General features: G+C 70.0%; 13 protein-coding genes, 3 tRNA genes and 1 pseudogene. 8 read left to right on the plus strand and 9 right to left on the minus strand.

The genetic code is table 11. The features are described 5' to 3' along the window. Positions 1-7 precede the first annotated feature (7 nt). On the minus strand, positions 8-706 hold the full coding sequence (locus tag FHR90_RS04120) for a helix-turn-helix transcriptional regulator (protein ID WP_183274810.1): 699 nt from the start codon (positions 704-706) through the stop codon (positions 8-10). Then, positions 690-947, minus strand: coding sequence for a hypothetical protein (locus tag FHR90_RS04125; RefSeq protein ID WP_246330033.1), 258 nt, complete (start codon positions 945-947; stop codon positions 690-692). The genes FHR90_RS04120 and FHR90_RS04125 overlap by 17 nt, the downstream gene beginning before the upstream one ends. A 95-nt stretch (positions 948-1,042) precedes the next feature. On the opposite strand from FHR90_RS04125, the gene FHR90_RS04130 reads away from it, so the two are divergent. Beyond that, complete coding sequence (locus FHR90_RS04130) at positions 1,043-1,822, plus strand: pyridoxine 5'-phosphate synthase (RefSeq protein WP_176623774.1); 780 nt, start codon at positions 1,043-1,045, stop codon at positions 1,820-1,822. A gap of 162 nt (positions 1,823-1,984) precedes the next feature. After that, a complete protein-coding gene (locus FHR90_RS04135; RefSeq protein ID WP_176623772.1) occupies positions 1,985-3,040 on the plus strand; it encodes a quinone-dependent dihydroorotate dehydrogenase in 1,056 nt (351 codons plus the stop codon). 14 nt (positions 3,041-3,054) lie between these two features. Here FHR90_RS04135 and FHR90_RS04140 read toward each other — a convergent pair. After that, a tRNA-Thr gene (locus FHR90_RS04140) sits at positions 3,055-3,129 on the minus strand. A 185-nt stretch (positions 3,130-3,314) separates the two neighbouring features. Here FHR90_RS04140 and FHR90_RS04145 point away from each other — a divergent pair. From FHR90_RS04145 to FHR90_RS04155, 3 genes are read left to right on the plus strand one after another with little or no spacing between them, the layout of a single operon-like run. Next, positions 3,315-4,787, plus strand: a complete 1,473-nt coding sequence (locus tag FHR90_RS04145) for a paraquat-inducible protein A (RefSeq protein ID WP_176623770.1) — start codon at positions 3,315-3,317, stop codon at positions 4,785-4,787. 50 nt (positions 4,788-4,837) lie between these two features. Next, positions 4,838-6,511, plus strand: coding sequence for a PqiB family protein (locus tag FHR90_RS04150; protein WP_176623768.1), 1,674 nt, complete (start codon positions 4,838-4,840; stop codon positions 6,509-6,511). Continuing rightward, positions 6,508-7,131 (plus strand): PqiC family protein, encoded by a 624-nt coding sequence (locus FHR90_RS04155; protein ID WP_176623766.1) that lies wholly within the window; start codon positions 6,508-6,510, stop codon positions 7,129-7,131. Before FHR90_RS04150 ends, FHR90_RS04155 begins: the two co-directional genes overlap by 4 nt. On the opposite strand, the gene FHR90_RS04160 is transcribed toward FHR90_RS04155, so the two are convergent. Both FHR90_RS04160 and FHR90_RS04165 read right to left on the minus strand, forming a co-directional pair. After that, positions 7,079-8,221 carry an AbrB family transcriptional regulator gene (locus FHR90_RS04160; protein WP_183274811.1) on the minus strand — a complete coding sequence of 381 codons (1,143 nt, stop codon included), beginning with the start codon at positions 8,219-8,221 and terminating at the stop codon, positions 7,079-7,081. The two genes, FHR90_RS04155 and FHR90_RS04160, sit on opposite strands and share 53 nt — an antisense overlap. Positions 8,222-8,227: 6 nt before the next feature. After that, entirely contained in the window at positions 8,228-8,788 is a 561-nt protein-coding gene (locus tag FHR90_RS04165) for an isochorismatase family protein (RefSeq protein ID WP_176626813.1), read from the minus strand. Between the two features lie 126 nt (positions 8,789-8,914). On the opposite strand from FHR90_RS04165, the pseudogene FHR90_RS17775 reads away from it, so the two are divergent. Further along, positions 8,915-9,043 (plus strand): annotated as a pseudogene (locus FHR90_RS17775) (TetR family transcriptional regulator); the annotation flags it as partial. 179 nt (positions 9,044-9,222) lie between these two features. On the opposite strand, the gene FHR90_RS04170 reads toward FHR90_RS17775, so the two are convergent. From FHR90_RS04170 to FHR90_RS04185, 4 genes are all read right to left on the minus strand, one after another. Next, positions 9,223-10,344 carry an MBL fold metallo-hydrolase gene (locus FHR90_RS04170; protein ID WP_183274812.1) on the minus strand — a complete coding sequence of 374 codons (1,122 nt, stop codon included), beginning with the start codon at positions 10,342-10,344 and terminating at the stop codon, positions 9,223-9,225. Between the two features lie 20 nt (positions 10,345-10,364). Further along, positions 10,365-10,895: a transcription termination/antitermination protein NusG gene (gene nusG, locus FHR90_RS04175; protein ID WP_176625327.1), complete on the minus strand. Its 531-nt coding sequence runs from the start codon at positions 10,893-10,895 to the stop codon at positions 10,365-10,367. 10 nt (positions 10,896-10,905) lie between these two features. Continuing rightward, complete coding sequence (gene secE, locus FHR90_RS04180) at positions 10,906-11,100, minus strand: preprotein translocase subunit SecE (protein ID WP_176625329.1); 195 nt, start codon at positions 11,098-11,100, stop codon at positions 10,906-10,908. A 144-nt stretch (positions 11,101-11,244) separates the two neighbouring features. After that, positions 11,245-11,321, minus strand: a tRNA-Trp gene (locus tag FHR90_RS04185). A gap of 181 nt (positions 11,322-11,502) precedes the next feature. Between FHR90_RS04185 and FHR90_RS04190 the strand changes: the two genes are divergently transcribed. Both FHR90_RS04190 and FHR90_RS04195 read left to right on the plus strand, forming a co-directional pair. Next, a tRNA-Gly gene (locus FHR90_RS04190) sits at positions 11,503-11,576 on the plus strand. A gap of 145 nt (positions 11,577-11,721) precedes the next feature. Continuing rightward, positions 11,722-12,672 (plus strand): sugar ABC transporter substrate-binding protein, encoded by a 951-nt coding sequence (locus tag FHR90_RS04195; protein WP_218062114.1) that lies wholly within the window; start codon positions 11,722-11,724, stop codon positions 12,670-12,672. Positions 12,673-12,679 lie beyond the last annotated feature (7 nt).

Below are 12,679 nucleotides of genomic sequence, written 5' to 3' on the forward strand. Positions count from 1 at the left end.
CGCCGGCTCACTGGCTCGCCCAGGCGACCCTGTGCAGCCGCAGCAGGACCACCCCGTCGGAGACGGTCGGGTGGTCCTGCGTGGCCCCGTCGAGCGGCGCGCAGCCGCCGCCCGGCTCGATCACGCGCACCAGCCCCACGCCGGCGCTGTCGAACCGCAGCGCGATGTCGCCCACCTGTGGTTCCGCCTCGGGATCGACCACCAGCAGGCTGCGCGGCCGGTACAGCGGCGCGTGGCCCGCCTCGAGTCCTACCACGTAGTTGCCGGGCGCGGCGGGGGCCGGGAGCTCGATATCGCCCCAGAGCTCTCCCTGCGGATGGCCGTCCGCATCGAACAGGCCGGGCTGGTCGAGCCGCTCGATCGGCAGCATCGGCAGCCGCCCCGGCGCGACCGCACCGGAGGGTTTCGCGGCCGCGGCGTGTGGCCCGGGCAGGGTGCGCGCACCGCCGACCAGACGTGCGAAGGCGTCGAGCGGGGTGGCGGTGGCACCCAGCACCGCCGACAGCGTCGCCAGCGTCGGCCAGCGCGGCGCGCCGGAGCGAGGATCGTGGCGCTTGGACGGGTTGAAGGCCGTGGCGTCCAGCCCGGCCTCGCGGGCCAGGCCCGAGGGACTCAGCCCGTGCTCGGCGGCCAGCGTGTCGATGGCCCGCCACAGCGCCTCATGGTCGAAGGCGACGGGCGGGTGCGGCTCAGCCGGTCCGGCCACGGGCAGGGACGCCTTGACGGAGGATCTCGCTGCGATGGCGCGCCTCCCCGGCCGCGGTCGCGTGCCAGCGTCCGGCCGCGTCCTCCCGGGCCAGCCCCAGCCCCTCCAGCCGGGCCAGGCATCGCGCGTCCTTGACCACGGTCAGTTCGGCCACCGGCGGGCGTCCGCGCGCGTCGCACAGCGTCAGCCGGTGCAGCGCCGAGCGGCAACAGGTCTCGAGATACGGTTCGTCATCCCACATGCGCATGACCATCGCGACGGAACGTGCGGCGCGCAAGGCCGCCTGTCGCATTTGCCGGGCTGTTCAACCCTGTCGCGCGTGATAGCGTCCGCCGCATGACAAACGTCTTCGCGCGTCCGCCGGCCCTGAGCGTCAATCTCAACAAGATCGCCCTGCTGCGCAATTCACGCGACAGCGGCGTGCCCGATCTGCTGCCGTTCGTCCATGTCGCGCGCGCGGCCGGCGCGGTCGGCATCACGCTGCATCCGCGTCCCGACGAACGCCACATCCGCCCCGCCGACGTGACCGCGATCGCCGAGACGATGGCGCCCTGGCGCCCCGGTTTCGAACTCAGCCTCGAGGGCTATCCGGAGGCGCGCTTCTTCGACATCTGCGCCGAGGTGCGTCCCGAGCAGGTGACCCTGGTGCCCGATGCGCCCGAGGCGCGAACCTCCGATCATGGCTGGGTGATGGACGAGCGCGAGCGTGCCGTGATCGCTGCGGCCATGGCGCGGCTGCGCCCGCTGGGCTGCCGGATCGTGCTGTTCGCCGAGACCGATGCCGCCGCGATCGAGCGTATCGCCGATGCGGGAGCCACGGGGATCGAGCTCTACACCGGCCCCTATGCCAATTCGTTCCGCCGCGGCGAGGCCGTGGAGGCGATGCTCGAGACCTTCACCGAGGCCGGCCGCGTCGCCCAGCGCAGGGGGCTCTCGGTCAATGCGGGGCACGATCTCAACCTCGCCAACCTGCCCGCGCTGGTCGCCCACCTGCCTCATCTCGCCGAGGTGTCGATCGGCCACGAGCTGGTCGCCGACGCGCTGCTGTTCGGCATGCGCGACGCCATCGTGGCGTATCGGTCCGCCCTCGGCCAGCCAATCGAGGAACACCCGTAGAGATCATCGTGGAATGCGCATGGAACGGCCATCTGACGCGCCTGCGCTGTGCTTCGCTGCTCACGACCGCCAAGGTCGCTCCGCTGCGATGCTCGCGCAGGCACGCCATCTGACCATTCCAGACACAGTCCATGACGATCTCTTCACCGTCGGGCGGCGGGGATGAGCGCGCAGGACCTGGCCCTCGCCGCCTTGCGGCGGATCGATCCGGAACGGGCGCATCGACTGGCGATGGCCGGGCTGTCGCTGGGGCTCGCGGGGACGGACCTGGCGCCGACGCCCGCGCTTGCGACCACCGCGTGCGGGCTCGCCTTCGCCAATCCGATCGGGCTGGCGGCGGGGTTTGACAAGCAGGCGCAGGCGGTGCGTCCGCTGATGCGGCTGGGGTTCGGCTTCGTCGAGATCGGCACCGTCACCCCGCGCCCGCAATCCGGCAATCCGCGCCCGCGGCTGTTCCGGCTGCCCGAGGAGCGGGCGGCGATCAATCGCTTCGGGTTCAACAGCGACGGGATCGAGGCGGTGTGTGCGCGTCTGCGCCGGCTGCGGGCCGGCTCGCGGCTGCCGGCGCCGCTCGGCGTCAATCTCGGCATCAACAAGCAGGACGCCGACCCGGTGCGCGACTACGCGGCCCTCGCACGCGCCTGCCAGCCGCATGCGGACTACCTGACCGTCAACCTGTCCTCCCCCAACACGCCGGGCTTGCGCGACCTGCAGACGGCGAAGCGGATCGGGGCGATCCTGTCGGCGATCGGCGCCGTCAACCGCCTGCCGGTGCTGGTCAAGCTCGCTCCGGACCTCGCCGACGACGACCTGCCTGACCTGCTGGCCGCGATCGCCGAGGGGGGTGCGGCCGGATTGATCGTGGCGAACACCACCATCGCCCGGCCCGAGGGTCTGCGCGGCGTGCATGCGGGCGAGACGGGCGGGCTGTCCGGCCGGCCGCTGCGCGAGCGGTCATGCGCGATGCTGGCGCTGGTCGCCCGCCTGGCCGCGAGGCGCGCGGAGACCTCGTCGCTGACACTGATCGGCGCCGGCGGGCTGTCGGACGCGTACGACATCATCACCCGCGTCGAGGCCGGCGCGCATCTGGTGCAGCTCTACACCGCCTTTGCCTATGACGGCCCGGCTTTGCTGCCACGTCTGAAATCCGACCTCGCCACCGACCTCGCCCGGCGCGGCATCGCCCGTCTCGCCGATCTGCGCGGTTCGGCACTCTAGAGACGGACAGGGGATGGTGCCGACACTCGGAATTGAACCGAGGACCTACTGATTACGAATCAGTTGCTCTACCCCTGAGCTATGTCGGCAGGGTCCAAGATGGGCAGGCGCCGGGGTCATAGCGGAGGTGGGCGGGTAACGCAACCGGACATTGCCCTCCCCGGGGCCGCATCTGCGGGGGAAGCGGGGCGTTTGGCGGCTCGCAACGAAATCTTTATGTCTTGGTGGTCAACATACCCGCTGGGCAGTGTCAGGGAGACGGGATGGTCGCGGTTTGAGTGGCGCTCTGCGCACTCTGTGGATGGTCGAAGGCTGCTGCGAGTGCCCGTCCTGCGGGCTGATGCAGCGATTGCCGACGATGCGGGTGGCGCGGGTGGCGGAATGCCAGCGCTGTGGTGCCCATCTGCGGCGTACACGCCCGGCCGTGGGGCTGGACGGGACGCTTGTCTTTGCCATCTGTTCGGCGCTGCTGTTCGTGCTGTGCTGCCTGACGCCCATCATGGAGCTCAATGTCTACGGGCGCGAGCGCGAAGTCAGCCTGTTCACCGGGCCGATCGAGATGGCGCGCGAGGGTTTCGTGCTGACCGGGACACTGGTGGCGATTGCCACCCTGGCGATGCCGGCGTTGTCGATCGCGCTGATGCTGTTCGTCCAGCTCCGCATCCGCGCGCAGGATTTCGGGCCCAGGGTCGGCGAGGCCATGCGGCTGTACGAGAAGATCCGGCCCTGGTCGATGATCGAGGTCTACATGCTCGGCATCTTCGTCGCCTATACGAAGCTGGTCGATCTCGCGACGGTGAACCTGAACGTCGCGGTCTATGCGCTGGCCGCCCTGATGCTGACCCAGGCGGCAACGGATTCGGCGCTCGATGCGCATCTCGTATGGGCGCGGATCGGGCAGACGCGCGGACTTGCCTCGGATGCCTGTCGGGTGGCGGACGTCGATCCGCCGCCGGCGGATGACCTCGAGCGCACCATGCAGGCCGGCCTCACCCTGGGTGATGCGCATTATTTCTGCGGCTGCGACGGTTGCGGCGCACTGCTGTGCGACCGCCTGCCCGATGATCCGGTCGATCGGCCGTTCGACGACAAGGCGCCCTATCGCTGTCCGCGCTGCGACGTCGCGCTCGAACATCGGCGCAGCAATCCGCAGGTTCGCGCCGTCGCCCTGCTGCTGGCGGCGATCGCGCTCTATGTGCCGGCCAACGTGCTGCCGGTGATGCAGACCTACAAGCTCCAGTCCGGCGGCGGCCACACCATCCTGCATGGCGCGATCGAGCTCTGGCAGGACGGGATGTGGCCGCTCGCCCTGCTGGTGCTGTTCGCCTCGATCACCGTGCCGGTGCTCAAGATCGGCGCGCTGCTGTGGATGACCATCGCCACCATCCTGGGCACCCCGCGCGGGCTCGTGGGCCGCACCAAGCTGTATCGGGTGGTGGTGATCATCGGGCGATGGTCGATGATCGACGTGTTCATGATCTCGATCCTGGTGGCGGTGGTGCGCTATGGCGCGCTCGCCAACATCAAGGCCCTGCCGGGGGTGGCGTGTTTCGCGGCCGTGGTGGTGCTGACCATCTTCGCCGCCGACCTGTTCGATCCGCGGCGCATGTGGGACGTTGCCGGCTATAATGCCGCCGAGCTGCGCCGCCCGCCGATGGCGCGGCAGTGGCACAAGCGCGCAGCGGCGATCAGGGCGGAACTGAGGGCCCGGGGCAAGCTCCGGACGAAGAGGAATGTGAGCGTTTGACAGATGACCCGGCCCGACCTGCCGCCACGCCCGATGCAGGATCCCATGACATGACTGACCCTCCGGCAGGCAGTGACCTGCCGGAGGCGAAGACCCGACGGACACGCTTCTCGATCGTCTGGCTGCTGCCGATCATCGTCGGCGTGATCGCGGTCTGGCTGGCCTGGCAGCAACTGTCGCGTCGCGGCCCGCTCGTGACCATAACCTTCCAGACCGCGGACGGGCTGACTTCCGGCCAGACCGAGGTCAAGCACAAGGCGGTCTCGCTCGGCACGGTGGAGTCGATCAAGCTCGCCGACGACCTCAAATCGGTGGTGGTGCGGGTGCGCATGACCGACGAGGCGGTGCCGCTGCTGACCGATCACGCCCGGTTCTGGGTGGTGCGGCCGCGGCTGAGCGGGGCGAGCGTGTCCGGTCTCGAGACCCTGCTTTCGGGGGCGTACATCTCTGTCGATCCCGGTGATCCGGGGGGCACCTACACCACCTCGTTCAAGGGGCTGGAGACGCCACCCGGCGTGCGGTCCGACGAGCCGGGACGCACCTACACGCTGATGGCGGGGTCGGTCGGCTCGATCAGCGAGGGCTCGCCGGTGTTCTTCCGCGACGTGGTGGTGGGCGAGGTGCTCGGCTACAAGATGCCCCCCGGCGGCCGCGGGCCGATCCCGGTCAGCATCTTCGTGCGTGACCCCTACGACACCTATCTGCGGACCGACTCCCGTTTCTGGGACGTCTCCGGCGTGCGCTTCGTCGCCGGGCCGACAGGATTCCATGTGCAGCTCGAATCGCTGCAGGCGGCGATCTCCGGGGGCGTGGCCTTCGGTCTGCCGAAGCGCCGACGCTCGATGGACGCGCCGGAGGCGCCCGACAATTCATCGTTCAAGCTTTATGACAGCGAGGACGATGCCGATGCCGCCGGCTACACGGAGCGCATCCCGGCCATCACCTACATCAGCTCCTCGGTCAAGGGACTGGCGGCCGGTTCCCCGGTGACGATGTTCGGCATCACCGTCGGCGAGGTGCAGGACACAAGGCTGATCGTCGATGCGAAGGCTGGCACCGCCCGCGTGCGGGTGAATTTCGAGATCCAGCCCGAGCGGGTCGACCTCGACAACAAGGAAAAGCCCTTCGACCGCGTCGCGGCCGCCCGTGCGATGGTCCATAACGGGCTGCGCGCCAGTGTCGATTCGCAGAATTTCCTCACCGGCAGCTCGATGATCTCACTGGGGTTCGTGCCCAATGCGGAGCCTGAGGAGGCGACGGTGGAGAACGGCGTCATCGTCATTCCCAGCCATGCCGGCGGTCTGGCCGGGATCACCGAGACCGTGTCCGCGATCGCATCGAAGATCGAGGCGATGCCACTGACCCAGATCGGCGAGCATCTCAACGATCTACTGGCCAATGCCTCGGCGACGATCGGCGGCCCGGAGGTCAAGCAGTCGCTGCGTGACCTGCAGAAGACCCTCGCCAGCGTCCAGCACCTCGCCAACAACGCCGATCGCAAGATGCAGCCGTTCCTCGACCGCCTGCCGGCGATGTCGGACCAGCTCCAGCAGACGCTGACCCGCGTCAACGGCACGGTCGGCGCCTATGGCGGCGATTCCGACTTCCAGCGCAATCTCCAGCAGACCCTGGGCCAGCTCAACGACACTGCCCGCGCCATCCGGCTGCTGGTCGACTACCTGAACCGGCATCCTTCGTCGCTGATCACCGGGAGGCATCCGTGAACCGCTCGCCGTCTCGCCTCTCCCGCGCCATCGCGCCCCTTGGTCTGGCCTGCGCGGCCCTGCTCGGCGGCTGCGGCTCGGATCCGACCTGGTATCAGGTCATGCCCGTCGCAGGGGCCGCGCAGTCTGGCGGCCCGTCGCCGGTGGAGGTCCGCTCGGTCAGCTTTCCGTCCGCGCTCGACCGCGACCAGATCGTCACCCGCGCGGGCGATCGGCTGACGCTCGACTCGCATGCCGCATGGGGCGAGGCGCCGGCGGCCTTGATCGGACGCGCGCTCGCCGCCGATCTCGCCCAGCGCCTGCCCGGCAGCATGGTGTTCCTTCAGGGCAGCGCCATCGCCACCGATCCGCTGGTTCTGGTCGAGCTGAACGTCAGCCAGTTCAGCGGCGATGCGCAGGGGCAGGCCGTGCTGGCCGGAACGCTTGTCATCCATTGCAAGGGCGCGCTCGGCCAGGCGGCTTCCGTGCCGGTGCATCTGGTGGCGCCTGCGGGGACCGGCACGCAGGCTCTCGTCGCCTCGCTCAGCGCGCTGGTCGGGCAGCTCGCCGATCAGGCGGCGGTGCAGATCAGGGCGATGCCGGTGGTGCTGGTGCCTGCGGGGCCGGATCTGCCGGCGTAGCCCGATCCGCCGGCCGGGCGCCGGGCAGACGTGCGGCGACAGCGCGCGCGATCATCGGCGTGAAGATCAGCACGAGCACGAACCGCAGGGTCTGCAGCGCGGTGACGAACGGCAGGTCGACATTCGACGAGGCGGCGATGATCGCCACCGAATCCATCCCGCCCGGGCTGGTGGCGAGATAGGCGGTCAGCGGGTCGATGCCGAGCGCGATGTGCAGCAGCCAGGCCAGCGCCATGCCGAAGCCGATCAGCACCACGATCGAGCCCGTCACCGGCAGCAGCGCGTGGGCCGCGGCGCGCAGGATCGCGGGCGTGAACCACAGACCGATCCGCCAGCCGAGCAGCGCGTAGCTCGCCGCCAGCAGCGGTCGCGGCAGCACGATCGGCAGGCCCGCCACCGCATGCAGCAGGGCGGCGGCGGCCATCGACAGCAGCATCGGTCCGGCCGGCAGGCGCGAACGCCGGCCCAGCCAGGCGGCGAGGCCGATCAGCGCCAGCGTGAGCGCCAGGGCCAGCGGCGGAACGGGGGCGAACCAGGCCGGCGCGGCCGGGGCGGCCGCATGGCCCGGATGCGGCCACAGCCGGGCGATCAGCGAGGCGGTCACCGCGACGAACACCACGCGCAGATACTGCATGAAGGCGACCAGCCGGGCATCGGCGCCGAATGCCTCGGCGATCAGCATCATCGCCGAGGCAGCCCCGGGCGAGGAGCCCCAGATCGCGGTGCTGCCCGGCAGCAGCCGCAGTTTCGACATCGCCCAGCCGAGCAGGGTGGAGAGCGCGATCGTCGCCAGCACGATGAGGGCGAACAGCGGCAGATGCTGCCAGGCGGTGCGCAGGATCGAGCCGTCGAGCGTGCGGCCGAGCATCGCGCCGATCACCGCCTGGGCGAGATTGATCCAGACCGGCGGCACCGCGATCGGCGCCAGCCGACCGGCGCCCAGTGTGGCCACCAGCACCGCCGCCGCCATCGGCCCGAGCAGCAGCGACGCTGGCAGGCCGGTCAGGTCGAGTGCGGCGCTGGTCGGCACGGAGACCGCCAGCAGCACCGCCCAGGCGAACAGCCGTTCCTGACGGTCTGCCGCGTTCATCGCCGCTCAGCCGAGGGTGATCGCCTCGCTGTCGCGCAGCCGGGCGATGCGCGGGAGGGTTCGGGTGACGGAAAACGCATGCAGCCCCTCGCCGGGCGCCGAGCAGGCATCCGGCGCGATCACCACGTTGTAGCCGAGCTCCCAGGCGTTGCGCGCGGTCGATTCGACGCCGATCGTGGTGGCGATGCCGGCCAGCACGATGGTGTCGACCTGCAGCCGGCGCAGCCGCAGGTCGAGTTCGGTGCCGGTGAAGGCACCCCAGTGGCGCTTGAGCACCACGATGTCGCCGGGCCGCTCGAGACCGTCGGCGAGCACGGCGAAATCCGCTGGCGGCGGCCCGGCCATCGGCTGGTCGACGAGCTGGCTCGGCGGGGCGGCGGCCAGATCGACATGCACCAGAACCACCGGCGCCCCCGCCGCGCGGAACCGCTCCGCCAGCGCGGTGCAGCGCGACAGCACCTCGTCGGCACTGTGCGGGGTCAGGCCGGGCAGGGCGAGGATGCCGCGTTGCAGGTCGATCAGCACCAGGGCGGTGCGCCGGGGGTCGAGGGTGAGGCGATCGGTCATCGGGCTTGCTCCGTTGAGGTCGGGGCATTTATGAGGAAGGGCTCATGAAAGGCAAGATATGTGAGCCAATCCTCACAAAACTCTGATCGCCCGCGGCCGCCGCGGCGTTCGCGCGGTACGGCCCGGGTGGCGGCACTGCTGGATTCGGCGGAGCGCGTGTTTGCCACCCAGGGCTATGCGGCGGCGACGATGACCGCGATCGCTGCCGGGGCGGGCGCATCGATCGGCTCGCTGTACCAGTTCTTTCCCGGCAAGGAGGCGGTGGCGCGCGGCGTGCTGGAGCGGTGCTTCGGCCAGCTCTACGCCGAACTCGACGCCCTGGCGGGGCAGCCGGTGGATGCGGCCGGGCTGGCCGATGCGCTTTCGACGCTGATGCTGCGCCACGCGACGGCGCGTGCGGCGGGCATGGCGATGCTCGATGCCGGCTCCGCAGGTCAGTCCGGTGTCCGGGCCGAGATCCGCGCCGGGCTGCGCGAGCGGATCGCCCGTGCGCTCTGCCGGTCGGCGCCGGAGCTCGATCCGCACCGCGCGGCGCAGGTCGCGGTGATGATCCTGCAGATGTCGAAGACGGTGATCCTCGCCCCGGGCGCATCGGGCGAGGTCGAGGGTATCGAGGAGGGTTTTCGCGTCCTGCTGCGGGCGGCGCTGCCGGTCTGGCTGGCGGTCCCGCCCCCCCAGCCCGGGCCGGGCGAGGCCGGTTCGTCGCGCCAGCGATAGGTCGCGCCCTCCGCCACCACCCGGCCGGCCGACGGGCCAGGAAAATGGCTGCTGCAGACCAGCGCGTCGCTGCGTTCGGCCAGGGCGAGCATGGCATGGCGCGACGCCGTCGCCTGAAGGGGGTCGGCGCAGAACATCGACGAGTGGTCCGGGTGGGCGACCTGCACCGGCTGGTGCATGACGTCGCCGGCGAACAGCACGGTCGCGTCGGCGACGTCGAGGCGGACCGAGAAATGATCGACCGAATGGCCCGGGCTCGGCAGATAGGTGAAGCCGGGCGGCAGGGTGCCGCCATCCGGACGGCCGGACGCGTCGACGAACACCGCCTGCCCGGTGGCGACCACCGGCTCGATGCTGTCGGCGAGCAGCCCGGCGTTGCGGTGCGCCTGCCCGATCTCCGAGCGGAAGAACTCATAGCCCGCACGCGGCAGGAAGACGCGGGCACCGGGGAAGCTCGGCACCCACTGTCCGTCGACCCGGCGGGTCAGCCAGCCAACATGGTCGGGGTGCAGATGGGTGATGAGCACGTCCGTGATCGTGGACGGTGTCGCCCCCGCCGCCTCCAGCCGCGCGAGCCAGGGCGTGTCGAGCCGGTCGAAGGCCGGGCTCGGGCGGGTCTTGTGATTGCCGATGCCGGCATCGACCAGCACCTGCCGCGTGCCGGTCTCGTCCGGCCATGTGACCAGCCAGGCATGCACACTCAGGGTGGCGGTGCCGGAGGCGGCCGCATCCGGCGGCAGCGTGGGCAGCAGCGTGGCGAGCGGGACATCGAACCCGGTCTCGACGATGCGCGCGATCCGCGCCGGGCCGACCTGCCAGGTCTCGGGCGGGACAGTCAAGGCGGCGCCGGACAGGGCGGTCAGACCTTCTCGACCTGACCGAACTCGAGATCGACGGGAGTCGAGCGGCCGAAGATCGACACGCTGACCTTGAGGCGACCCTTCTCCTCGTCGACTTCCTCGACGACGCCGTTGAAGCTGGTGAACGGGCCGTCGGCGACGCGGATCTGCTCGCCGATGACGTAGATCACCGCCGGGCGGGCACGTTCGACGCCCTCGGTGCTCTGCTTCATGATGCGCTCGGCCTCGGCCTCGGTGATCGGCGAGGGGCGGGTCTTGCTGCCGAGGAAGCCGGTCACCTTGGGGGTGTCCTTGACCAGATGCCAGGCGTCGTCGGTGAGCTCCATCTTCACCAGCACGTAACCGGGGAAGAACTTGCGCTCGGAATTGACCTTCTGGCCGCGGCGGACCTCGATGACGTCCTCGGACGGCACCAGGACCTCCTCGAAATGGTCGTCGAGGCCTTTCAGAGCGGCCTGCTCCTTGATGGCGGCGGCGATCTTCTTCTCGAAGCCCGAATAGACGTGAACGACATACCAGCGCTTGGCCATGATCCGACCCTCAGCCCCCCAGGCCAAACAAAGAACGTACCGCGATGCCGATCAGCTGATCGACGATGAAGAAGAATGCCGCCGTCAGAGCTGCCATGGCCAGCACCAGCCCGGTGGTGATCAGCGTCTCGCGACGGGTCGGCCAGGTGACGCGCTGTGCTTCGGCACGCACGTCGGCCAGGAATTTCATCGGTGAGACGGCCAAGGTGACGACACCCTCATGACAGCAGACACAGCACAGAGCAGACCGGCGCGCCGGACGGCACGCCGCCCGACATATCGGTATTCAGACCGCTCCGGGCAGGAAAAGGGCAGGTCGGATCCGTGCGGCGCTCGCCGGTCCGGCCGGTGGCAGGGGTGGAGGGTCTCGAACCCCCAGCCTCCGGTTTTGGAGACCGGCGCTCTAGCCAATTGAGCTACACCCCTGCAGGACCGAACCCGGCGCCGCAGCGAGCCGTCCGCAGCCAAGCCTGTCCTGCCTGTCCGCACCCGGCGCGAGCGCCGTAAAAAGAACGCGCGGCCGCCAAAGTCAAGAGCGGTCGGTCGGTGACGCGCGCAACGGGTCTTGCGGGACGGTCCGAGACGCGGTTTAACGCAGGCGTCCGGCGCGGGCGTAGCATAGTGGTAATGCAGTAGCCTTCCAAGCTACCGAGGAGGGTTCGATTCCCTTCGCCCGCTCCAGCCTTCCCCCCCATCGCCCTGAGCTACAGACCCGAAGCTGACCCCAAGGTCAGGATTGGCGGCGACCCCGTGCGCTGCTAGCGTGGCGCCTGGACCGGCAAAGCCGGCCACACGACAAGAAAAAAACACCACGGGAAACGTCATCATGGATCGTCGTCTGTTCCTGGGCTCATGCGTCGGCATGGGCTCCCTGCTGCTGCCGCGTCCACTGCGCGCCGCCCCCGGAGCCGCCGGAGCCGGCCGGCCGAAGATCGGGCTGGTGATGAAATCGCTGGCCAACGAGTTCTTCAAGGACATGCAGGAAGGCGCGGTCGCCTACGCGGGCAAGCGCGGCGATTTCGATCTGCTGGCGGTCGGCATCCAGTCCGAGACCGATATCGACGGCCAGATCGCCGCCGTCGAGACGCTGGTGGCGCGCGGGATCAGCGGCCTGGTGATAGCGCCGGCCGACTCCCGCGCCCTGGTGCCCCCCGTCGCGCGGGCGATGCGGGCCGGCATCAAGGTGATCAATATCGACGTCGCCTTCGATCCGCAGGCGCTGGCGCGCCATCACGTCGACATCGCCTTCGTCGGTCCCGACAACCGCGCCGGCGCGCGCATGTCGGGCGAGGTGCTGGCGCACGCGCTCGGCCAGGGCGGCAAGGTGGCGATCGTGGAGGGCAACCCGGGGGCGGAGAACGGCGCGCAGCGCAAGCTCGGCTTCATGGACGCGATCGGCGCCGGCGGCCTCACCCTGCTCGACAGCCGCACCGCGCACTGGGAGACCGAGGAGGCCAATACGGTGTTCTCGAACATGCTCACCGCGCATCCCGACATCCAGGGCGTGATGGCGGCCAATGACTCGATGGCGCTCGGCGTGGTCAAGGCGATCGAGGCGAGCGGTGCGCGCGGCCGCATCAAGGTGGTGAGCTTCGACAACATCCCTGCCATCCGGCCGTTGCTCAAGGATGGCGAGGTGCTCGCCACCGTCGATCAGTTCGGCTCGCAGCTCGCCGCCGCGGGGCTCGACAACGTGCTCAAGGAGCTCGCCGGTCAGAACCTGACCGGCTGGATCCGCACCCCGCTCAAGCTGGTGACGGGTCGCGACGTCGCCTGAGCCGGCG

This window comes from Endobacter medicaginis (assembly GCF_014192375.1).
Taxonomy (GTDB): Bacteria; Pseudomonadota; Alphaproteobacteria; order Acetobacterales; family Acetobacteraceae; genus Endobacter; species Endobacter medicaginis.